This is a genomic window from Parvimonas parva, from assembly GCF_045866535.1.
Taxonomy (GTDB): Bacteria; Bacillota; Clostridia; order Tissierellales; family Peptoniphilaceae; genus Parvimonas; species Parvimonas parva.
On record NZ_AP038371.1, the window covers coordinates 448,530 to 472,129 of the forward strand.

22 protein-coding genes are annotated in these 23,600 nt (G+C 29.2%); 17 read left to right on the top strand and 5 right to left on the bottom strand.

Going from position 1 to position 23,600, the window contains the following annotated elements:
* Positions 1-13 precede the first annotated feature (13 nt).
* Positions 14-886: a hypothetical protein gene (locus ACKTSI_RS02315; protein WP_201275231.1), complete on the top strand. Its 873-nt coding sequence runs from the start codon at positions 14-16 to the stop codon at positions 884-886.
* A gap of 15 nt (positions 887-901) precedes the next feature.
* Entirely contained in the window at positions 902-2,011 is a 1,110-nt protein-coding gene (locus ACKTSI_RS02320) for an FAD:protein FMN transferase (RefSeq protein ID WP_407863024.1), read from the top strand.
* A gap of 160 nt (positions 2,012-2,171) precedes the next feature.
* Here ACKTSI_RS02320 and ACKTSI_RS02325 read toward each other — a convergent pair whose 3' ends face one another.
* Positions 2,172-2,561, bottom strand: coding sequence for a hypothetical protein (locus tag ACKTSI_RS02325; RefSeq protein WP_068473892.1), 390 nt, complete (start codon positions 2,559-2,561; stop codon positions 2,172-2,174).
* Between the two features lie 136 nt (positions 2,562-2,697).
* Here ACKTSI_RS02325 and ACKTSI_RS02330 point away from each other — a divergent pair, with 136 nt between their 5' ends.
* On the top strand, positions 2,698-3,915 hold the full coding sequence (locus ACKTSI_RS02330; RefSeq protein ID WP_407863025.1) for a hypothetical protein: 1,218 nt from the start codon (positions 2,698-2,700) through the stop codon (positions 3,913-3,915).
* 12 nt (positions 3,916-3,927) lie between these two features.
* Entirely contained in the window at positions 3,928-4,569 is a 642-nt protein-coding gene (locus ACKTSI_RS02335) for a GntR family transcriptional regulator (protein ID WP_068473886.1), read from the top strand.
* 26 nt (positions 4,570-4,595) lie between these two features.
* Here ACKTSI_RS02335 and ACKTSI_RS02340 read toward each other — a convergent pair whose 3' ends face one another.
* A complete protein-coding gene (locus ACKTSI_RS02340; protein ID WP_407863027.1) occupies positions 4,596-4,844 on the bottom strand; it encodes a hypothetical protein in 249 nt (82 codons plus the stop codon).
* A gap of 352 nt (positions 4,845-5,196) precedes the next feature.
* Between ACKTSI_RS02340 and ACKTSI_RS02345 the strand changes: the two genes are divergently transcribed.
* The 4 genes from ACKTSI_RS02345 (at position 5,197) to ACKTSI_RS02360 (ending at position 9,557) form a co-directional block, all read left to right on the top strand.
* Positions 5,197-5,574, top strand: a complete 378-nt coding sequence (locus tag ACKTSI_RS02345) for a GrdX family protein (protein ID WP_311526117.1) — start codon at positions 5,197-5,199, stop codon at positions 5,572-5,574.
* A 14-nt stretch (positions 5,575-5,588) separates the two neighbouring features.
* Positions 5,589-6,875, top strand: a complete 1,287-nt coding sequence (locus ACKTSI_RS02350) for a glycine/sarcosine/betaine reductase component B subunit (RefSeq protein ID WP_407863028.1) — start codon at positions 5,589-5,591, stop codon at positions 6,873-6,875.
* A gap of 14 nt (positions 6,876-6,889) precedes the next feature.
* Positions 6,890-8,185 (top strand): glycine/betaine/sarcosine/D-proline family reductase selenoprotein B, encoded by a 1,296-nt coding sequence (locus ACKTSI_RS02355; RefSeq protein ID WP_288979676.1) that lies wholly within the window; start codon positions 6,890-6,892, stop codon positions 8,183-8,185.
* A gap of 163 nt (positions 8,186-8,348) precedes the next feature.
* Positions 8,349-9,557, top strand: coding sequence for a sodium-dependent transporter (locus ACKTSI_RS02360; protein ID WP_407863029.1), 1,209 nt, complete (start codon positions 8,349-8,351; stop codon positions 9,555-9,557).
* On the opposite strand, the gene ACKTSI_RS02365 is transcribed toward ACKTSI_RS02360, so the two are convergent.
* Positions 9,543-10,523, bottom strand: a complete 981-nt coding sequence (locus tag ACKTSI_RS02365; RefSeq protein ID WP_407862668.1) for a DDE-type integrase/transposase/recombinase — start codon at positions 10,521-10,523, stop codon at positions 9,543-9,545. The genes ACKTSI_RS02360 and ACKTSI_RS02365 overlap by 15 nt on opposite strands.
* Before the next feature lie 87 nt (positions 10,524-10,610).
* Here ACKTSI_RS02365 and ACKTSI_RS02370 point away from each other — a divergent pair, with 87 nt between their 5' ends.
* Positions 10,611-10,871 (top strand): hypothetical protein, encoded by a 261-nt coding sequence (locus ACKTSI_RS02370; protein ID WP_407863030.1) that lies wholly within the window; start codon positions 10,611-10,613, stop codon positions 10,869-10,871.
* A gap of 83 nt (positions 10,872-10,954) precedes the next feature.
* Here ACKTSI_RS02370 and ACKTSI_RS02375 read toward each other — a convergent pair whose 3' ends face one another.
* Positions 10,955-11,956 (bottom strand): asparaginase, encoded by a 1,002-nt coding sequence (locus ACKTSI_RS02375; protein ID WP_201275227.1) that lies wholly within the window; start codon positions 11,954-11,956, stop codon positions 10,955-10,957.
* A gap of 186 nt (positions 11,957-12,142) precedes the next feature.
* Complete coding sequence (locus ACKTSI_RS02380) at positions 12,143-13,582, bottom strand: ABC transporter substrate-binding protein (RefSeq protein WP_407863031.1); 1,440 nt, start codon at positions 13,580-13,582, stop codon at positions 12,143-12,145.
* Positions 13,583-13,832: 250 nt separating this feature from the next.
* On the opposite strand from ACKTSI_RS02380, the gene ACKTSI_RS02385 reads away from it, so the two are divergent.
* The 8 genes from ACKTSI_RS02385 to murA all read left to right on the top strand — a co-directional run bounded on the left by ACKTSI_RS02385 (position 13,833) and on the right by murA (position 23,600).
* A complete protein-coding gene (locus tag ACKTSI_RS02385; protein ID WP_308577381.1) occupies positions 13,833-14,807 on the top strand; it encodes a thiamine pyrophosphate-dependent dehydrogenase E1 component subunit alpha in 975 nt (324 codons plus the stop codon).
* Between the two features lie 24 nt (positions 14,808-14,831).
* Positions 14,832-15,821, top strand: a complete 990-nt coding sequence (locus ACKTSI_RS02390) for an alpha-ketoacid dehydrogenase subunit beta (RefSeq protein ID WP_068473861.1) — start codon at positions 14,832-14,834, stop codon at positions 15,819-15,821.
* A gap of 9 nt (positions 15,822-15,830) precedes the next feature.
* Positions 15,831-16,868, top strand: coding sequence for a dihydrolipoamide acetyltransferase (locus tag ACKTSI_RS02395; protein ID WP_288868746.1), 1,038 nt, complete (start codon positions 15,831-15,833; stop codon positions 16,866-16,868).
* 15 nt (positions 16,869-16,883) lie between these two features.
* Positions 16,884-18,599 carry a dihydrolipoyl dehydrogenase gene (lpdA, locus tag ACKTSI_RS02400; protein ID WP_407863032.1) on the top strand — a complete coding sequence of 572 codons (1,716 nt, stop codon included), beginning with the start codon at positions 16,884-16,886 and terminating at the stop codon, positions 18,597-18,599.
* Between the two features lie 103 nt (positions 18,600-18,702).
* Positions 18,703-19,623: a biotin/lipoate A/B protein ligase family protein gene (locus tag ACKTSI_RS02405; protein WP_407863033.1), complete on the top strand. Its 921-nt coding sequence runs from the start codon at positions 18,703-18,705 to the stop codon at positions 19,621-19,623.
* A 22-nt stretch (positions 19,624-19,645) separates the two neighbouring features.
* Positions 19,646-20,149, top strand: a complete 504-nt coding sequence (locus ACKTSI_RS02410) for a GNAT family N-acetyltransferase (RefSeq protein ID WP_068473849.1) — start codon at positions 19,646-19,648, stop codon at positions 20,147-20,149.
* A gap of 147 nt (positions 20,150-20,296) precedes the next feature.
* Complete coding sequence (gene typA, locus ACKTSI_RS02415) at positions 20,297-22,126, top strand: translational GTPase TypA (RefSeq protein WP_407863034.1); 1,830 nt, start codon at positions 20,297-20,299, stop codon at positions 22,124-22,126.
* A 211-nt stretch (positions 22,127-22,337) separates the two neighbouring features.
* Positions 22,338-23,600 (top strand): UDP-N-acetylglucosamine 1-carboxyvinyltransferase, encoded by a 1,263-nt coding sequence (gene murA, locus ACKTSI_RS02420; RefSeq protein WP_407863035.1) that lies wholly within the window; start codon positions 22,338-22,340, stop codon positions 23,598-23,600.

Below are 23,600 nucleotides of genomic sequence, written 5' to 3' on the forward strand. Positions count from 1 at the left end.
ATAGAGGGAAATTATGCTTGAATTAGTTAAAAATATAGAATTTATAAAGAATAAAAATTTAAGAGTAGAAAAAATAAATGACAAGGAATTTTTTTTAGAAAACGAAAAAGAAAAGTTTATTTTGAATTTATTTCCTTATGGAAAATTTTCCAAGATAAATAAAATTTTTGATTGTTTAAATAATTTATCAAATAATTTTTCCAATATTTCTTATGAGAATATTGGAATTTTGGACGATAAGTTTTGTTATAGAATTATTCCTTTTGTTGTTGATGAAAAAAATAGTTTAAGTGATGATGATGCTTATAAGATTGGTTTTGAAATAGGAAGATTTATTTTTGAATACCACAAGAGCTTTCAAGGAGCGGATTGTGGTAGGTGGAATAAACATTATAATTATAGAATAAATAAATTTTTGCATAAGTACGGACTTGGAAAGTACAGGGGAAATTTAGAATATGTTCTTTTTGATTTTCTTGAAAGAAACAGATATTGTTTGAAGGAGAGAACTTGTACAACCATTATCGGAATTAATGGGCTTGAGGATATAAAAATTTCAAAAGACGGCAAGTTTCAAATAATCGAGGAGTACAAAATTTTAAGGTCAGATTCATATTTTGAATTTAGAAATATGAATTTATATCACGAAAATAATTCCAGTTTATTGACAGGTGTTGTTAATGGATATTTTGACAATAATGTTCCAAGAGCATTTTTTAAACTTTTAGGAGTATATACTATAATTGAAAATTTATATGATATTTTTGTAGAAAACAAGAATGTCGATGACGAATATATAACAGAGAAAATAAAAGAGATTAACGATGTTTATGACGGATTTTCAAGTATATATCCTATTTGGTATTTAAGACATAAAAATTTTTAGTAAAGTTGTGGGAAGATGAAGAAATTTAATAAAAGTATTATAGTTTTGTTATTATGTTGTTTAGTTTTTAGTGCTTGTTCGAAGAATACTGAAAAGGTAACAACTAAAAAAGAAGTTAAGGAAAATGAAAGTGCAAGTTTTAAAAAGTTTTCAAAGGGATTTTTTGGAGTTTTTGATACGGATATAGCTTTTAGTGCATATTGTGCGAGTGAAAAAGAATTTAATAAATATTTCAAATTTTTAGAAGAGGATATGAAAAGATATCATAACCTTTATAATTCTTTTGAAAATGCGAATGAAAATAATATAAAGACGATTAATGATAATGCAGGAAAAGAACCTGTAAAGGTGGATAAGGAAATCATAGAGCTTTTGGAATTTTCTATTGAGAACTATAAGAAGTTGTCTAATAAAACTAATATCGGACTTGGGAGTGTAACAACTCTTTGGAGAGCAGAAAAGGACTTGGCTGTTAATCTTAAAGGTAAATTACCTGATGCAAATAAGATAAAAGAGGGATTGAAACATACAAATATTGATAATATTGTAATTGATAAAGAAAAAAGTACGGTTTTTCTAAAAGATAAAGATATGCGACTTGATGTTGGAGCTATTGCAAAGGGATATTCTGTTGAAAAAGTTATGAATAAACTAAAAGAAATGGGACTTAAAAGTGCAATAATTTCAGCTGGAGGAAATGTAAAAGCTATCGGTAGTCCTTTAGAAAAAGATAAAAATAAATGGGGAATCGGTATTCAAGCACCTACTTTTGATTCAAAAAAGGTTGAAATTCAAGAAGTTATTTTTACAGATGAAACTTGTGCCGTAACAAGTGGAGATTACCAAAGATTTTATTTTGTAGATGATAAGGCTTATAATCATATTATTGACCCACAAACAGGTTATCCTAAAGATAAAATTAAAAGTGTTACAATTCTATGCAAAGACTCAGGACTTGCCGATTTTATTTCAACAAGTTTATTTTTAATGGACGTTGAAGAAGGGAAAAAACTTTTAGAAAAAGTTGAAGGTACAGAGGCTTTTTGGATACTTGCAGACGGAAGTGTTCATTATACTAAAAATATGGAAAAATTATTGCAAAGTAAAGGTGCTACAAATAAATAGATTATGAAAAAATTTTTTGTAAATTTAATTAAAGACATATTTTTACAAGAACTTGATGAATTTCCAAAGAAAAAATTTGACATTTAATTTTGAGTACTTTATTTAATCACATCATTGTTTTTGTGCTTTATTTTAGTTGTATAAAAAAGCTAGGTTTTTCCTAGCTTTTTCTAATTTCTTCGTGCTTGCAATGTGGACAAGTAACTTTTATCTTTCCTTTTCCTCTTGGGATTCTTAGTTCTTGTTTGCAATTTTTACATTTGAAATATATGTAATTTTTTCTATCTTTTGATGCGAACTTTAAAAGTTTTGAATATATCGGAGAAATTAAATTAAAAAATTTTAGTTGCTCCATTGCTCTTTTTCTTTTATTTTTTGAAAATGCTCTAAAAAATACAATAGCAATTAGCAAAATAGAAATAATTGTAAAAATATCACTTCTTTTAAATAGATTAGCAATAGAAAAACCTATTGCAAAATATAAAATTATTCGGTTTAAAATATCTCCACCATATCTGTCTTTCATAAAGTTTAAAAATTTTTCTTTCATAACAGCCCCTCTTTTATAAAATATTTTTATACTAAATAGATTATACCACAAAAATAACTTTATTTAACAGTTTGATATTGTTTGAAATTTGTGATAAAATAAATCATAAATGTGATTAAATATACAGGGGTGTTTTATGGAAAATTTTGGAATAAGTGTTAAATTTCAATATGATATAGATGGATTTTTAGAAAAAGTTGATGAATTTGCAGAGGACGATAATTATGGATATTCATTAGAAGAGAGTGATGGAGCAATAGTTTTAAATTTTGAAATTTTACCTTATCTTTCTTTAAATTTTAAAATTGATGAAGAAATAGAGATGAGAACGGAAACTTGCTATTATGGAGCAGGTTATCATTGTCTAGTTGTTGATTTTCTAAATGAATTTTTTGCATTTTTAGGTTGCAAATTTGAAATTAAAGATGATACAGGTTTTTATAAGGATAATGATTTTGAAAAACTTAAAGTATTATTTACTACTTGGATGAAAGAAAGAGTAGAATTTATCTTAAATAATAAAGACGATATTAGAGCAAGGTCAATACTTATGGATAATCAAAAAACTTTTCCAGTAACAATAGAGGATTATATTTGTGCATATACAGGAGTTATTTCTCTTTCAGAGTTTGAAAAGTTAAATGAAGAGGGAATAGATGCTGTTTGCGAAAGATTGTTCTTGTTTAATGAAAAAGTTGAAGATGCTTATTCAGATGAAAATTATTTATTATACCATGTTTGGAATAATTTAAAAGATTTGACATTGGTTGATGATTTTGATGAAAGATTGTCTATGGTTATGTTTATGTTCGATAATTTGATTGAAAATAATGTACAAATACATTTGCCACAAAAATATTCAAGAGAGATATATAAATACTTAGGTGTTGATAAATTCTCATCATCAAACTTTGCATACAGAAAAGTTAGATATGAAGTAGGATACCATTTTTACGATAAATTCTTAAAAAATTTAGATTTTAACTTGAGAATACCAAGTTGGTTTGAATACAATAGTAAGGTTAAAGGATATTTAACAACTGATAATGCGATATTTTTAAGTGAATATGAAAACTTTAAAAACTTTGAATTTGACGAAAAACATTTATCTGAAAATAGTTCAAAAGATTTTAAAATTTTAATTTCAGATACTGCTAATAAAAATAAATTTTTTATGGGATTTGAAAATATGGACGATGAATATGGATATGTTTCTATCGAAAATCAAAATGATATGAATTGTGAAGAAACAAATTGTCAAATTATTGATGTAAAAAGAAATAAAATGTATGAAATTTCTGTTTTAGGCACAGAATCTATGGATATAATAAAACATATGACTGAGCTAATGTAGGAGAGATTTTTTATGAAGGAAAAAGGAAAAACTAAAGAAGAAATTTTTAACATATTAAAAGAACGTATAGTAACTTTGGAATATGAACCCGGAAAGATTTTAAATGAAATTGAACTTTCAGAAGAATTTGGTGTTAGCAGAACGCCGATAAGAACTGTATTTCAACAATTAGAGGCCATAAAGTTGGTGGATATTGTTCCAAGATATGGGGTACAGGTTGCGACACTAAACTTTTTAAATATAAAATCACTTTTTGAAGTTACTAAAGTTTTAGATCCATTAGCGACAAAACTTGCAGTTTCAAAATTGACAGATGAAAATATAAAGAGATTAAAAGAAATTGTTTCAACATTAGAAACTTATGATACAACTAAAAATTATCAAGAGGCAATTTTGCTTGACGAAGAATTTCATAAAATAGTTACTAAATCTTGTGCTAATACTTGGCTTATAGATATATTAACAGATTTACATTGTCAAACAGAAAGATTATGGCATTATTGTGATATATATTTTAGTGATATGGAAATCTTTACAAGAACTTTCAAAAAAATTGTAGAGGCTTTTGAAAAGAAAGATGAAGAAATGGCTGAAAAGTATGCAAGAGAACATATTGAGGACTTTGTAGAAAAAATAAAATCAGCATTATTGTAAAATGTAAAAGTGATTAGACTAGCTAATCACTTTTTTTTGTTGTTGTTATTATGTTTAAACCATAGTAAAGATGCAATTACCACAAATGGAACAAAACCTAAACTCCATGCTAAAGATTTTATTAAACTTAAATTGTCTAAAGAATAAAAAATTAGGAACATTATTGCAAATTCAATAGCAAAGGTTAAAAGAAAGTTTAAATCCTTAGTTTTTTTAAAAACTATTCCAATGCAAAAAATATCTATTAATAGTAATAAAAATATTATATAAAGCATATAATCACCTCATATTTATTATAAACTATTTTTTAATTTATATCAAAATATTTTTAGTATTTTATCGCGAACAAATAAATAATTTTTAACATTAATAAATTTAATTGCTAAAAAAACAAATAATAAATTTACCTCAAAAAATTTTAAATCAATTGTTTCGTTTTTGAAATTTTTTGTTGTGAAAATGTATGTTTTCATAAAAAATTTTTATATTTTTTTAAATGTTTAAAATTAATAGTTTTTTAATTATTTTACAATAAAAAACATTTTCAACAAATAAAAAACTTATTAAATACTTTTGAAAAACAAAAAATAATATATTATAATACATTTAACAAAGGAAGTGATTTATTTGAGTTTAAAAATTGTATCTAATAATTCTTTGGTAAAAGAAAAATTTGATTGTGTTGAGTTTGTTGAAGGAAGTTATATAGATGTTTTAACTACTACAAGGGATTTAATACATAAAGGATGTTCTTTGATAAGTCATCCTTTGCCAGCTAGTATCAGAATGGTTTTTTCATCAATTCGTAGCATTGTTATTGAAGATGAAAATAGTTTTGATGAAAATAGCGTGTTAATCATTGAAGAAGCAATTGACAAATATAATCTTACTATGAAAAATCGGAACATTGATTTCAAAAATGTTAAAGATTATGAATTTGTTGATTTAATGCTTGTGGAAAGTGCATTGGAAGAATATAAAGCACTTAGCAAATTAGAAATATAAGTGGAGGTGGTATTTTGAAACTTCAAATGAACAGAATCTTCATTAAAGATTTAGCCTTTGGTGAAGAAACTAAAGTTGAAAATCATACTTTATTTATTAACAAAGAGGAAATCGTTAATGAATTAAAGAAGGAACCAGGGGTTAAGGATATTGATATTGATTTTGCAAAACCCGGTGAAAAAGCAAGAATTATACCTGTAAAGGACGTTATTGAACCAAGGGTAAAGATTCAAGGAGCTAAAGGATTTGCAGGAGTTACAACTGATGTTGCTCAACTAGGAGAAGGAATTGTTAATGTGCTTTATGGTGCAGCAGTTGTTACTATTGGAGATATAGTTGGGTTCCAAGAAGGTGTTATTGATATGTGGGGAGAAGGAGCAAAATGGACTCCATTTTCAAAGACATATAATATCGTAATTGACATTAAGGTTGTTGACGGATTACATCCACATGAACATGAAGAAGTTGTTAGACTTGTTGGACTTAAAGCAAGTGAATTGATTGGAGAAGCAGGAAGAAATGCTATAATTGATGAAACTGTTGAATATAATATCGGAGATAATGACGAAGAAACTAAAAAATATCCAAATTTACCAAAAGTTGTTTATGTTGAAATGATGATTTCACAAGGATTACTTCACGATGGATATATTTATGGAACTTGTACAAGACAAACTCTTCCTACATTAATTCATCCAAATGAAGAATTGGACGGAGCGGTAATAAGTGGTAACTGTGTAGCCGCTTGTGATAAGATTACTACTTATCAACATCAAAACAATGCTTGTATCTTAGATTTATATAGCAGACATGGAAAAGACATTAACTTTGTAGGAGTTGTATTAACTCCGGAACTTACAACTTTAGCTGGAAAATTCAGATGCTGTGATTACACTGCTAAACTTTGTAAATTACTGGGAGCTAATGGTGTAATAGTTAGTGAAGAAGGTTACGGAAATCCGGATTCAGATTTAGTAATGATTTGTACTAGACTTGAAAAACAAGGTATCAAAACTGTTCTTGTAACAGATGAATGTTCAGGTTGGGACGGAATGAGTCAACCATTAACAGACACATCTAAAGAATCAGTAGCAGTTATTTCAACAGGTAATGTAAGCCATGTTGTTCATTTAGAAAAAGCTGATAAAGTTTTAGGAGATTCAGAAGCTATCGCTAATTTAGCCGGCGGTTGGGACGGAGCATATAATCCGGAAACTGGAACTCTTGATTGTGAATTAAATGCCGTTATAGGAGCAACTTCTGAAATAGGTTATCACAACGCAACTGTTGAATTATACTAAGAGAGGTGAGAGTTTTGAGTAAAAAAGTTTTATATTATATAAACCAATTCTTTGGACAAATTGGTGGTGAAGAAATGGCTCATGTAGCTCCAACTTTTGAAGAAAAAGCAGTTGGACCTGCAATGGGTTTTGAAAGAAGTTTAGGAGAAGATTCAAAAGTAGTTGGAACTGTTATTTGTGGAGATAACTATTTCAATGAAAATTTAGAAAGCTCTTTGAAATTTATAGAAGAAGTTATGGAAAAAGTTCAACCGAATATTGTTGTAGCAGGACCTGCTTTCAATGCCGGTAGATATGGTATGGCTTGTGCCGGAGTTGCAAAATTTGTAACTGAAAAATATAATATTCCGGTTGTTACAGGAATGTTTGAAGAAAATCCGGGACTTGATGCTTGTAAATCAATAGCTTATGTTGTTCCTACAAGCAATGTAGCAAGTGCTATGGGTAAAGCTCTACCTGTTATGGCTAAATTAACTTTAAAATTATTAAATGGCGAAGTAGTTAAACCTTTAGTTGACGGATATTTTGCTCAAGGTAAAAGACTTACTGTTATCTCTGAAAAAACAGGTGCTATTAGAGCAACTGAAATGTTGATGAAGAGATTAAACGGAGAAGAATTTGAAACAGAACTTCCAATGCCGGTTTTCGATAAAGTTGAACCTGCAAAGGCAATAGCTGACTTATCAAAAGCAACTATCGCAGTTGTTACATCAGGTGGTATTGTTCCATTAGGAAACCCTGATAAGATTCAATCAGCATCTGCACAAAAATGGGGCAAATATGATGTTTCAGGATTAAGTGAATTAGGAAAAGATTATTGTACAATCCATGGTGGATATGACCCTGTTTATGCAAATGAAATGCCTGATAGAGTTGCTCCTGTGGATATTCTTAAAGAAATGGAAAAAGAAGGAAAGATTGGAAAAGTTTATAAATATTTCTATACTACAACAGGAACAGGAACAGCTGTTGGTAATTCTATAAAATTCGGTGTTGAAATTGGTAAAGAATTAAAAGAAGCCGGAGTTGACGGTGTTATCTTAACTTCTACTTGAGGTACTTGTACACGTTGCGGTGCAACGATAGTAAAAGAAATTGAAAGATATGGTATTCCAATCGTTCATATGGCTACAATAGTTACAATTTCAAAATCTGTTGGAGCTAACAGAATCGTACCGACAGTTGCAATTCCTTACCCTGTAGGTAATGCAGCTTTAGAAAAAGACAAAGAATATGCAGTTAGAAGAGATTTAGTTGAAAGAGCAGTTGACTCTTTAGCAACTGATATACAAGATGCAACATTTTTTTAAAAAATAATTTACATTGCTTTTTGTATAATTTGAAAAAAATTAATATTCCACTTGCAATAAATTTGCAAGTGGAATAATCCAAAATTTAATGTTATATTTACTAATTAAAGTAAGATATTTATGATTAAATTTTTATGTTGTAAATTTATAGGAGGATAAATTTATGGAAGAAAATAGAAGTAGTTGGAACAGTAGATTTGGTTACATAATGGCTGCGGCTGGATTTTCAATAGGTCTTGGAAACGTTTGGAGATTTCCGTATCTAGTTGGAACTAATGGTGGTGGAGCATTTGTATTAATTTATTTGGCGATCTGTATAGTTATAGGTATTCCTCTATTCTATATGGAAGTTACATTAGGTAGAAAAGCAATGGCAAGTCCAATTGTTGGTATGAGAAAATTAACTAAAAAAGGTAGCCCTTGGGTAAGTTTTGGTTGGCTAGGAGTTTTAAGTGCATTCTTCATTTTAACTTATTATATCAATATTATGGGTTGGATAATGGCGTATATGTTTAAGATGTTATCAGGAAGTATGAAAGGGTTTACAGCAAAAGAATTCTCAGCTACTTTTGATTCATTAATGGCAAATCCTACACAACTTATAATTTGGACATTAATTTGTACAATTATAATTGGAGTAATTGCTGCTAAGAACTTAAACTCAGGACTTGAAAAAGCTTGTAAATTTATGATGCCGGCATTATTCATAATGTTAATCATAGTAGTTATAAGGTCAATAACTTTACCTGGAGCAGGTGAAGGTATCAAATGGTATTTGAATGTTGACTTCTCAAAAGTAACACCTCAAACATTCCTTACTGCACTAGGACAATGTTTCTTCTCAGTTGGTATAGCAAGCGGTGGAGCTTTCGTATATGGTTCATATTTAAGAAAAGACTCTAACATTCCAGAAGATGGTTTAATGGTAGTTGGTTTTGATACATTAGCTGCATTAATAGCTGGTTTTGCAACATTTCCTGCAGTATTTGCATTAGGATTAAAACCTGACTCAGGTTCAAACTTATTATTCGTTACAATGTCAAATGTATTTATGCACATGCCATTTGGACAAATATTCGGATTTATGTTCTTCTTGTTAATGTTCTTCGCAGCATTATCAAGTGCATTAGGATACTTAGAACCAATCAGTTCTTCATTCTCAGATATGTTAAAACTATCAAGAGCAAAAGGCGCAGTTTATGCTTTAGCATCTATCTTCGTAGTTGGATTATTTACAATATTTGGATTAAATGTAATGAGTGGAGTTAAGATTATAGGAAAGAACTGTACATTTGTAAATGATGTGAGACCAAAAATTATAAAAAAATATAACCTGTATGTTAGAATTAAAGGAGAATTAATTCTCCTTTAATTCTAATAATTCTTTACGTTTTTCAATAGGTGAGAGCCAATTTAAAGTTTGCATAGGTAATCTATTAGATTTATAGAGATATTTTTTCATTTGTACAATCAAATCTTCATAAGAATAAAAAGATAGATTACTATAAAATCTTTCATTGTCATTTCTATGACTTCTTTCAACCTTTCCATTGTGTCTAGGCGTTCTAGGTCTGATTAATTGATGTTTAATACCCAATTCGTTACATAGTTTGTCAAAAGGATGAACTCTTTTAGTATCTTTAAAATGTGTAAATTCAAAGCCATTATCGGTTTGAATAATTTCAGGAATATAACCAAAGTATTTAATAGCCATTTTAACAAAAGTAACAGTACTATAAGAAGATTGTTCCTTAAAAGGATAAATAAACCTTTCGCGAGTAGCTTCGTCAATAATCGTATATTGGTAGAATTTATCGGGATATTTACCAACATAACAAGAATTAGGAACATATTTAACATCAAGTTGCATTTTAACACCAATTTTAGTAGGAGTATGATAAGGTTTAGGAACATAGGGTTTGGAAGGCTGTTTAACGTCTTTAAAAAATCCAAGTTTTCTAAGAAACCTAAAAAGAGAGCAAGGGTGTCTAGTATAACCTTTATTTAGTTTAAGTTTAGCGTAAAGTTCAATCAAAGAAATATTAGGATTTCTTCTAATGAGATTTTTAATCCAATAAATTTCAGTATCGGTATGAGAATTAGGGTGTTTAGATAAAGGTCTATGAGATTTATCCTTAAGGGATTCAATAGAGCCATCAAATCTTTTATTCCAACGCATAAGAGAGGCTTTGGATATTTTATATCTTCTACAAACAAAGCTAACAGAATTGCCGTTTCTGTAAGTTTTAACAGCGTGGTATCTTGTTTGAAGTAAATGAGGGATATAACGTTGGTTGTGTTTTATATTTTCTTGATTTTGTGATATAATATTATTCATAAAAGAGAGTTCCTTTCTAGTTAATTTTTTTGTTTTAATAATTATACAGGATATTCTCTTTTTTTTGTACCCTTGGTCTCACATCAATTGTATCATAACAGTGGAGTTAAGATTATAGGAAAGAACTTATTTGACTTTGCAGATTACTTATCAGGAAATATTATGATGCCACTTGGAGCAATCTCATTAATACTTTATGTATTATTCGTTTGGAAATTTGATAACTTCAGAGAAGAAGTTAATGCTGGAGCAAATGGAATTAAAGTTCCTGCATTCTTTAAACCGATAGCTTATATATTACCGGTAGCATTAATCATAATATTTATTACAGGACTTGGAATATTTTAATTATTTAGTATACACAACTCACCTATAAAATTTATGAAAAAAAGAACTCAAAGTTTACTTTGGGTTCTTTTGCTTTTTGTATTTTACATTTCGTTAAAAATCATATCGTTATTTATTTTTGTGTAGAATAGTTTTTTTACTGTTTCGAAGTTGTTTTCAAAATTTCCAAGTATCCACATTATTTTTGTAACAGTTGCCTCTGTTGTCATATTGTGAGATTCAAGGTAAGAGATTGAACTTATTCTCTTTCCGACCTCATAAACACCAACGTCGGAGCCTTCTTGTGGTACTTGTGTTGTCATTATGATAGTCTTTTTGTTGTCATACTCTACAATTAACTTTTTTAATTCGGTTTCTATTGTCTTTGGAATACCACCAACACCGAAACTTTCAATTATTATTGCATCATAATTTTTAAAAATTTCAGGTAAAATTTTTGCAGTCATTGAAGGTATTAGCTTTAAGACAAATACATTTGTGTTAAGAAAATCATAAAATTTTACTTCTTTTTCTGTTTCTTCATTGTTTATATATCTGTAAATCTTTTCATCTTGCATAATTGCTAAGAAGGGGAAGTTTACAGATGCGAATGCATCAAAGCTCTTTGTTCTTTCTTTTCTTGCTCTGGTTCCTGCAATTACTTTTCCGTCAAAAACAATACTTACACCTTTTGATTTGCTTTTTGATGCGTATAAAAGACTATTTAACAGATTATTTTTTGCATCTGTTATATGCATATCTATTGATTTTTGTGCGCCGGTCAACACGATAGGTTTTTGACTGTTTTGTATCAAATATGATAGGGCAGATGCTGTATAAGCCATAGTATCTGTTCCATGTGTTATAACAAAACCGTCATATTTTTCATAATTATTTTTTATTTCATCTTTTATCTTTAACCAATGTTCAGGTCTCATATCAGTTGAATCTACATTTAATAAATTGATAGTTTCAACTTCAAAATCAAGTGTTGTAAAGTTTAAATATTCAAGTAATTTTTTTGAGTCGATTTTTGGTGTTAAACCTTCATCAGTTGGCATTGATGCGATTGTTCCACCGGTTGAAATTAATAAAATTTTTTTCATAACAAGCCCCTGTTTTTTATTTTTTTATCAGCTATATTATAAACCACAAATATAAAAAATACAATGTTTTTACTTAAATGTATAATGTGAAAAAATTTGTGGATAAAGGAGTAGGACTATATTGACAGCAATTCACTTATGTTCTTTTTTGCTCAAAATGACGTATAAGTTTGTTTAATGTAAAAATTATTGTTTTAATAAATTTTTTATCAGTAATGTTCCGTTTGGGCTTACATAAAGTCCTTGTATATTATTGTGAACTAAAACGGAAAATGAACGTTTATATAGTGGGAAAATGAAATTTTCTTTTTGTAAGTCCTCAACTGATTCATACATTTTTGAAAAATCATCATTTTGGTAATAATGATTTATATAATATTTTATATCTGTTTCATCAGTTGTTCCAATGTTAAATGTTGAATGAGTAACTGCACTTTCTCCTTCATTTTTTATACTAACTTTTATTTTGTATTTGTCAATCCACTCTTTTGAAAGAGAGGCTAAAACTCTTTCAGATAATTTTGTTCCATTATATTTTAATGTTATTATTTTTTCTTGTAATTTTGAAGAGTTTATAATTCCTTCTACTTCTTCTTTCAATTTTGCTAGTTTTTCTGAAAGTAATTGTTCTTTTGCAATTAAAGGTGTTGAGTTATTATACAATACAAATTCAGCAATAAATTTTGAATCTATTACAGTTTCTAAATCTTTTCTTAATGTTTCATTTTTTAGAATTTCATTTTTTGTATCTAAACTTAAAAATTCAAAAATATTTGTTTTAAAGTTTAAAAATTCCGGTTTTTTGCTTGAGTCGGCACGTCTTTCATAAGGAATTTCGTAAAAAGGAAGTCCAAAAAAGTCTACCTGTTTTAAATCAAAAAGTTGATAAGCAAGTATATCATTTTCGACTAATTTTAAAGTTACTTTTTTTACTTTCGTATTTACATTATCCCAGTAATTTTCATTTTTTTCTAAAACTATTTCTTCATCTCCATAGCTTTTGATTTTAAAAGCGCTGTTAGTTATAAGATTTTCTTTTTCAATTTTAGTATCTTTTTTTGTAGGGAACATAAAAACATTTGAAAGTATTTCGTCAAAGTTTTTAACTGGATATTCCATATTTACTTCAATTGTGTTTTTATCTAAAATTTTAATTCCGTTAAATTCTTTTAATTTTGCCTTTCCGTCATAAATTGTTTTTGCATCTTTTATAAAAAATAATTTAAAGGCATTTGGATTTTTATTTTCACTACTTAAAATGCTAAGCCAAGATTTAACATAATCTTCGACAGTTATGTCTGAACCGTCTGACCATTTTAAATTTTTTCTTAAAGTTATTTTCCATTTTTTAAAATCTTCACTTTTTTCTATATTTTCAGCTTGATTTAAAGCAATTTTTCCATGTGATGAATATTCTGTAAGACCTTCGAAAAGTTGAGAAACAACAGCATCATTTTCAATACTATCTGAATATCTTGGGTCAAGATTATATTTTTGTTTTTTTATTGCCGTTGTTATTTCTGTGTTTGAAGTTTTAGTTTCATCCTTTTTTTCTTTTTTATTATTTGAACAGGCAACTAATGTAAGAGCCATTAACATTAAAAATAATTTAAAAAATTTTTTCATAACATTCTCCTTGATTAATTTATCTAATAGATATATTTTATCATAATTTGATAAAAAAATAAAATAATTACAAAAATGTAATAAAAATTTTTGAATTTATCGTGATTTGAATCACTATAATTGAATACTTGAAAATTTTTTGTTAAAAACTTGAATAAGTTTTGATATTTATGAAAAAATTGAGGTAAAATATTGATACAAAATATTAATTGATAGAAATTAATTTTGATATTTAATTTGGAGGTTTATTGTGAATAATTCAAAAAATTTAACAAAAAAAGAACTTTTGGAAATGTATGACAAAATGTTACTTATAAGACATTTTGATATGGAGCTTAGTAAATTATATTCAAGAGGTTTTATTCATGGAATGACACACTATTCTGTTGGAGAAGAGGCTGCGAATGTAGGTGCTATTTATCCTATGAGAAAAGAAGATTTAATGTATTCAAATCATAGAGGACATGGTCAAACAATTTCAAAAGGTATTGATATAAATAAAATGATGGCAGAAATTTTAGGAAAGGCTACCGGACAATGTAAAGGTCGTGGAGGTAGTATGCACCTTTATAATCTTGAAGTAAATAATATGGGTTGTAATGGTATCGTTGGTGGTGGACATGGTTTAAGTACCGGTGCTGCACTTGCTCAAAAGATGAAAAAGACAGGCAATGTTGTTGTTTGTTGTATGGGTGAAAGTGCTACTAACGAGGGAAGTTTCCACGAATGTTTAAATATGGCATCAATTTGGAAATTACCTTTAATATTTTATGTAATAAATAATAATTATGGTATCTCAATGTCTCAACAAAGATCAATGACTGCCAAAAGAGTTGTTGATAGAGCAGAGGCTTATAAAGTAAAATCAATTTATGTTGAAGACGGAAATAATGTTTTAGATGTTTATGACGCTATGAGTGAGGCTATTGAATATGCAAGAGAGGGAAATGGTCCTGTTTTAGTTGAATCAAAGAGTTATAGATGGTTTGGACACTCTGCATCAGATGCCGGTAAGTATAGAGATAAGGCAGAGGTTGATGCTTGGAAAGAAAAAGACCCGAATGTAGCATATAAAAAATATTTAATTGAAAATGAAATTGCAACTGAAAAAGAACTTGACGATATGGAAGAAAATGTAAAGAAAATTATTGCTGATGCAATAACTTTTGCTAAGGAATCACCTTTAGCTGACGAAAAAGATGCTTTTACAGATAATTATGCTTAAAATTTATTAAAATAGGAGAAGATTATGGCTAGTGAAATAAAGATTATGACTTTGCGTGAGGCAATAAAAGAAGCAATGTCTGAAGAAATGCGTAGAGATGAAAATGTGTTTTTAATGGGAGAAGATGTTGGTATTTTCGGTGGGGACTTTGGAACTACTGTTGGAATGTTAGAAGAATTTGGAGAAGAAAGAGTTAGAGATTGTCCTATTAGTGAGGCTGCTATCGCAGGTGCTGCTGCCGGCGCTGCATCAGTTGGTATGCGTCCTATCGTTGATTTAACTTTTATGGACTTTGTTACAATCGCTATGGATGCTATAGTAAATGAAGCTGCTCCAATGAGATATATGTTAGGTGGAGAAGTTAGTTTACCGGTTGTTTATCGTTGTGCGTCAGGTTCAGGTACTGGAGCCGCTGCTCAACATTGTAAGGCTCTTGAATCATGGTTCTGCCATATTCCTGGCTTAAAGGTTGTTGCACCAGGAACTGTAAATGATGCTTATGGAATTTTAAAGGCATCTGTTAGAGATAACAATCCTGTAATTTTTATCGAATCAAAAGCACTTTTTGGAAGAAAAGGCGAAGTTAAAGTTGGAGAAATTGTAGAGATTGGAAAAGGTGAAGTTAAAGTTGAAGGGAAAGATGTAACTTTAGTTTCTTGGGGAAGAATGTTAGAAAGAGCTTTACAAGCATCAGAAGAATTAAAAGCTGAAGGAATTAGCGTTGAGGTTGTTGACCCTATTACTTTAGTACCTTTAGATGAAGAAATAATTGTTGAATCTGTAAAGAAAACGGGAAGACTTGTACTTTGCCATGATTCATTCAAGACTGGTGGATTTGGTGGAGAAATTTCTGCAAGAATTGCTGAAAGTGATGCTTTTGATTACTTAGACGCTCCAATTTATAGAGTGGCAGGTGCTGATACAAATATTCCTTCTGCTAAAAACTTGGAGGCAGTTATTGTTCCAAGTGTTGAAGATATAAAAAATGCGATTAGAAAAGCAGTTAATAGATAGGAGGAAATTATGTCTGATATAAAATTTAGAGCAACTCCCGTTGCAAGATTTTTATCTAAACAAAATAATATCGACTTATCATTACTAAAGGGAACAGGTCCTAAGGGAAGAATACAAAAAGAAGATGTTTTAAATTTTAAAAATTTTGGAATTATTAGAGTTTCATCTCTTGCAAAGAAAATTGCAGAAGTTGAAAATATAGATTTATCAAAAGTTGTTGGAACAGGTGTTAATGGAAAAATTTTAAAAGACGATGTTTTAGATTTCTTGAGAAATGAAAATGTAGTTGCACAAGAAGCTAAGATAGAAGTTCTACAACCTGAAGTTACAGAAGTTCAAAAATCTTATGGCGAAATTACAGAAGTTCCAATGTCAATGATGAGAAGAACTGTTGCTAAGAGAATGAGTGAAAGTTATTTCACAGCTCCGGTTTTTGTTGCTAATATAGAAGTTGATATGACAGAAGTTAAGACTTTAAGAGCAAATATTATGGAGCAATTAAAAGAAGAAACTGGATACAAACTTACTATTACAGATATAATTTCTTTAGCAACTGTTAAGAGTTTAATGAAACATCCTTATGTAAATTGTAGTTTGTCAAAAGACGGAACTAAGATTTTACTTCATAAATATGTAAATCTTGCTATGGCTGTTGGTCTTGAAAATGGACTTTTAACTCCGGTAGTTAAGAATGCAGAAAAGATGAGTTTAAGGGAACTTATGATTTCATTGAAAGATTTAACTAAAAAAGCTGTTGAAATGAAATTAGAATCAGAAGAGTTAGAAGATAGTACATTTACTATTAGTAATTTAGGAATGTTTGGAATAGATTCATTTGCTCCAATCATCAATCAACCAAATAGTGCTATTTTAGGTGTTAGTGCAACTGTTGATAAACCGGTTGTGCTTAATGGAGAAATAGCTATAAGACCTATTATGAAGTTGTCAATTACGGTTGACCATAGAGTTGTTGATGGAATGGAGGCTGCAAAGTTTTTAAATACTTTGAAAAATTATTTAGAAAATCCTATTTCAATTTTAGTTTAGTGTGAGGAGAAAATTATGTTAACAGAAATAATAATGCCAAAAGCTGGTAGTGAAATGGAAGAAGGCCAAATTGTAAAGTGGCTAAAAAAAGAAGGAGATAAGGTTGAGGCTGGCGAAATAATTTTAGAAATAATGACTGATAAAGTTAATATGGAAATTGAGGCAGAGGCATCAGGAACCTTATTAAAGATTTTAAAACAAGACGGAGAAATTGTTCCGGTTATAACAACTATTGCATATATCGGTGATGAGGGAGATGTAATTCCTGAAAGTGCATCAGAACCTGTAAAAGAAGAAGTTAAGGAAGAAGTAAAAGAAACTTCAAAAGAAGAAAAAGTTGATGTTAAAACAGAAACTAAAAAAGAATTAAAAGACGGTGAATATGATGTAGTTGTAATCGGTGGAGGCCCTGCTGGTTATTATTCAGCTATCAAATCTGCTCAAAAGGGAGCAAAAGTTGCTATTGCTGAAAATAATAAGTTTGGTGGTACTTGCTTAAATAGAGGTTGTATCCCTACAAAGACATATTTACAAAATGTTGAAGATATAGAAAGAATTAAAGCCTCAAGTAAAAGAGGAATTGTTTTAGAAAATGATAACGCAACTGTTGATGTAGCTAAGGCATTGAAATTTAAAAATTCAATCGTTAAAAAACTTACTGCAGGAGTTGAATTCTTATTAAAGAGCAATTCAGTTGAAATGTTTAAAGAAACTGCTTATATAAATGCAAATGGAAATGTAACTTTAGAAAGTGGAAAAGAACTTGTTTGTGGTTCAATCATTTTTGCTGGTGGTTCAAAATGTGTTAAAAATATTAAAGGCTCTGACTCTAAAAATGTTATAGATACAGATGAGGCATTAGACTTAAAAGAGGCTCCTAAAACTTTAACAATAATCGGTGCAGATTATATTGGAGTTGAAATGGCTCAAATCTTTAATTCATTTGGTACTAAGGTAACAGTTGTTGAAAAGAAAGACTTTGCTGTTGAAGTTATAGATAAAGAAGTTTCTTCAATTTTAATTAAATCTTTAGAAAAAGCTGGAGTTAAATTTATTTTTGGAAAAGAAATTACAGAAATTTCCGGAGAAAAAGTATTAGCAGGCTCAGAAGAAATTTCAAGTTCAGAACTTGTTTTAGTTACAACAAGAGAGGCTGACTTAACTGCATTAAAAGATGTAAAACTTGAATTATCAAATGGAAATGTTGTTGTAAATGAAAAAATGCAATCAAGTATGAAGAATGTTTATGCTCCGGGAGATTCAAACGGAATAAATCTTCTAGCACATTCAGCATTTAAAATGGGAGATATTGTAGCGTCTGAAATCGTTGAAGGAAAGTCAGATAAATATAATAATAATATCATTCCAAGAGCAATTTACACATATCCTGAAATTGGTAGTGTAGGATTAACAGAAGAAGATGCTAAGAAATTATATGATGTAAAAGTTGGTAAATTTAACTATGGAGCAAACGGAAGAGCATTAGCTCATGGAGATTCATCAGGAATGGTTAAAATTATTTCAGATGCAAGATATGGAGAAATCTTAGGAGCACATATCGTTGGACCTAGAGCAAGTGAATTAATCAACGAAGTTTCAGTTTTAATGCAATCAGAAATTACAGTTGAAGAAGCAATTAAAATGGTATTCGGACACCCAACATTCTCAGAGGCAATCTACGAGGCAATCGCAGATGTTGAAGGAGTTAGCGTTCATTTACCAAGAAAATAGAAATTTATTTTTGAAAGGATAGAAAAAAATTCTATCCTTTTTTCATTGAATATGATAAAATAATTGTAAGTTTATTTATGATTTATGAAATTAAGGAGAAAATATGATTTTTATAAAAAATAAAATTACAGATGTCTATTTCAACTTGGCAATGGAAGAATATATCTTTGAAAAATTTAAAGAAGATGAAATATTCATGCTTTGGATTAATGAGCCTTCCGTTGTTATTGGAAAGCATCAAAATTTAGTTGAAGAAGTAAATATGAAATACTGTTTTGAAAATAAAATAAAAATTGCAAGGAGAATTTCGGGAGGGGGAACTGTTGTTCACGATTTTGGAAATCTGAATTATACCTACATAACAAATACGACCGGAGATACAGAACTAAATTTTAAAGAATTTTTAAAACCGATGTATAATGCTCTTTTAAGTTTGAATATAGATGCTTATGTTTCTCCAAGAAATGATTTTAGAGTTGGAGAAAATAAAATTTGTGGACATTCTCAGTTTATGCGAAAGAAGAGAGTTTTACACCATGGTTGTATTTTGTTTAATAGTAATTTAGAGGATTTAAGAGGAGCTTTGAATGTAAAACACAAGCAAGTTGTTTCGAATTCTGCCAAGTCTGTTAGAAGTAGTGTTGCAAATTTAAAAGATATTTCAAATTTGAATTATGAAATTTCAGATTTTATTGAAAAGTTGAAAAATGAAATTTTAAAAATGAGAGAAGATTTTAAAATTTATGAATTGACAGAAGAAGATATTTTAAATATTGATAGAATAAAAGAAGAAAAATATTCTACAAAAGAGTGGATATATGGACAATCTCCAAAATGTACTTTTGTGTTAAATGAAGAAAAAGGTTATAATGTTGAAATAGTTAATGGAAAAATTTCCAAAATAAATGCAGAAAATAGTTTTGAAGAACTTATTGGAAGTTATTTTGAATACGAAGAAATAAAAAATAAAATAGAAATTTTAGAAATAAAAGATGAGGAAATTTTAAAACTAAAAGAAATATAAGACTTATATAAAAGGTGATTATATGTTATTTTTAAAAGAGATGAATATTGAAGATGCAAAGAAAGAATATATTGCAATAACTTCAATTCCTGAGGATGAAAATGGATTTGAGAATAAATTTTATAATGTTTCATTTGAAGATTTTGTAAACGAGGTAATTCCAACTTGTGAAAAACAATCTAAGGGAATTGACTTAAAACCTAATAGAGTTGCTCAAAATTATTATTTTCTATGGGATAATGGTGAAATTGTGGGACTTTTTAAAGTACGCAAAAAACTTAATGACTCTTTAAGAGATGGAGCAGGGCATATCGGTTATGGAATTATAAAAAAATATAGAAATAAAGGCTATGCAACTAGAGGACTTAAACTAGTAATCGAGCTTATAAAAGATGAAATTGAAGAAGACGAAATTTATATGAGTGTAAATAAGGATAATCCTTACTCTTTAAAAACTCAGCTAAATTGTGGAGCATATATATTTAGCGAAAATGAAGAGCAATATTTTACTAGAATAAAAATTTAATGCAAATATTTCAAAAGAGACAGTTCGTAACGGATTGTCTTTTTTAGATAAAAAGGCATAAAACCAACAAAATTATTTTACTTTTTTGTATTTATATGCTATAATTAATTGTTATGCGTTGAATTTAAAATTTAGAAAGGAAAATATATGAGAAAGATTGAAAATATAAGAAATGTTGCAATTATTGCACACGTTGACCATGGTAAGACTACTCTTGTTGACTGTTTATTAAAGAGTAGTGGTGCATTTAGAGAAAATCAAGATGTTAAAGAGAGAGTAATGGACTCTAATGATATTGAAAGAGAAAGAGGAATTACAATTCTTTCAAAAAATACAGCTATTGACTATAAGGGAGTTAAGATAAATGTAATTGACACTCCGGGACATGCCGACTTCGGTGGAGAGGTTGAACGTGTTTTAAAAATGGCTAATGGTGTTGTTCTTGTTGTTGATGCTTTTGAAGGGCCTATGCCACAAACAAAATTTGTTTTGAGAAAGGCATTTGAACTTGGACTTCCAACTATTATTTGTATAAATAAAATTGATAGACCTGAGGCTAGATGTGAAGAAGTTGTTGATGAAGTTTTAGATTTATTTATTCAACTTGAGGCATCAGAGGAATATTTAGAAAGTCCATTTGTTTTTGCATCAGCAAGAGCCGGTTATGCAACTATGGATTTCAACGAAAAAACTGAGGATATGAAAACTCTTTTAGATGTTATCGTTGATTATGTTCCTGCTCCAAAGGGAGATGAAAATGCACCTTTTAAACTACTTATTTCAACAACAGATTATAGCGAATATGTTGGTAGAATAGGTATTGGTAAAATTGAAAGTGGTAGTGTTAAACTTGGGGATGATGCAGTTATTGTAAACTATAATGACAGTAGCGTAAATAAAAAAATAAAGATAACTAAGATTTATGAATTTGAAAATTTATCAAGAAAAGAAATTGAAAGTTCATCAGTAGGAAATATTATTGCCGTAACCGGCGTTGAAGGAATTAGCATTGGAGATACTTTGTGTTCTTTAGATGATGTTACTCCTGTTCCTTTTGTAAAGATTTCTGAACCAACTCTTGCAATGAACTTTATAGTAAATAATTCTCCTTTTGCAGGTAAGGAAGGAAAATTTGTTACAAGTAGGCAAATTCGTGCAAGATTATATAAAGAACTTGAAACAGATGTAAGTTTAAGAGTTGAAGACACAGATTCAACAGATAGTTTTAGAGTTTCAGGTAGAGGTGAATTGCATCTTTCTGTTTTAATCGAAAATATGAGAAGAGAGGGATATGAATTCCAAGTTTCTAAACCTGAAGTATTATATAAAAAAGATGAAAATGGTAAATTATTAGAGCCGATAGAAACTGTAACAATCGATGTTGACCAAGAGTTTGTAGGATCAATCATAGAAAAATTAGGACAAAGAAAAGCGGACTTAATTGATATGAATCCATCACAAGCCGGTTATACCAGACTTATATTCAATATTCCTGCAAGAGGTCTTATTGGGTACCGTTCAGAATTTTTAACTGATACTAGAGGAAGTGGAACTTTAAATACTGAGTTTAAGGATTATGAACCATTTAAAGGAGAAATTCCAAAGAGAAATGTCGGTTCATTAATTTGTTTTGAAACAGGTGTTGCTACTGCTTATGGATTAAATGCTGCACAAGAAAGAGGAATATTATTTATTTCTCCACAGGCAGAAGTGTATGAAGGAATGGTTGTAGGTTCTAATGCAAAAGGTCTTGATATTGAAGTTAATGTTTGTAAGAAAAAACAACAAACAAATATTAGGTCTTCAGCATCAGACGATGCTTTAAAACTTAGTCCTCCAAAAATTATGAGTTTGGAAGAAATGTTGGAATTTATCGAAAGTGATGAATATATCGAAATTACACCTAAGAGTTTAAGAATGAGAAAGAAGATATTAGATTCACAATTAAGATATAAGTCCAAGAAAAACAATAAATAATTTGAAAATATACCATAAAATCAGAAAATGTGATATAATTAAATTTACACTAGTGTAGATGTTAAAAGATAATTTAATTTCATCATATTTAACCTTATAAAAATTTGTCTGAATTGGGAAATATGATATAATTAAGTTTACATTAGTCTAGATATTAAAAGATAATTTAATTAATGAAATTGTAATAAAAAAATATTTTGGAGGGATTTGTTTGCCTAAGATATTAGTAAAAAAGAGTGGACCTTTAGAAGGCACTGTTAAGATAGATGGAGCGAAGAATGCAGCACTTCCTATTATAGCTGCGTCATTATTGGGAACTGAGCCGATAATTTTAGAAGATGTTCCTAATTTGGTAGATGTAAAAATAATTTTAAAAGTTTTAGAAAGTTTGGGAGCAAAAGTTGAATTTTTATCTGAAAATAGAGTTTCAATAGATTCCAGTCATATAAATTCATTTGTAACTGATAGAACTCTAATGGAAAAAATGAGAGCGTCATTTTTAGTTATGGGTCCACTACTTGCAAGATTTGGAAGAGCAGAGGCGTTTTTACCTGGTGGCTGTGCAATAGGTTCACGTCCTATTGACTTGCACTTAAAAGGATTTAAAATTTTAGGTGCATTAATCGATGAAGAACCTGATAAGGTTTCAGCAAGAGGCGAAAAACTTTATGGAGATACTATTTATTTAGATTTCCCTTCAGTTGGTGCGACTCAAAATATAATGATGGCTGCAACTTTAGCTAAAGGTGAAACTATAATTGAAAATGCAGCAAAAGAACCTGAAATTGTAGATTTAGGCAACTTTTTAAATAAAATGGGCGCTAAGATTACAGGTGCCGGAACTTCTACAATTAGAATTGTTGGAGTTGAAAAGTTAAAAGGTACTGTTCATACAATTATCCCTGATAGAATTGAGGCTTCTACATTTATGATAGCTGCTGCGATTACAGGTGGAAAAGTTGTTGTTCAAAATTGTATTTCAAATCATATTAAACCGGTTATTGCAAAACTTAAAGAAACTGGCGCTTATGTTGTTGTAAATGAAGATGAAGATTCAATTTTTGTAAAGGGTGCTGATAAGATTAAAGGAACAGATATAAAAACTTTACCTTATCCCGGTTTTCCAACAGATGTTCAAGCACAATTTATGGCTTATTTATGTGTTTGTGAAGACCAAGCAAAAGTTACAGAAACAGTTTTTGAAAATAGATTTATGCATGTTGAAGAACTTAATAAAATGGGTGCAATCATTGCTACAAGTGGTAAAGAGGCAAGAATTGCCGGTGTTAGACAACTTGTTGGAGCAGAAGTAAAAGCAACTGATTTAAGAGCGGGAGCAGCTTTAGTGTTAGCAGGACTTGTTGCAGATGGTACAACAACAATCGGAAATATCTATCATATAGATAGAGGATATAATGATTTTGTTGGCAAAATGAAGTCTTTAGGTGCGAATATTGAAAGAATAGAAGATTAA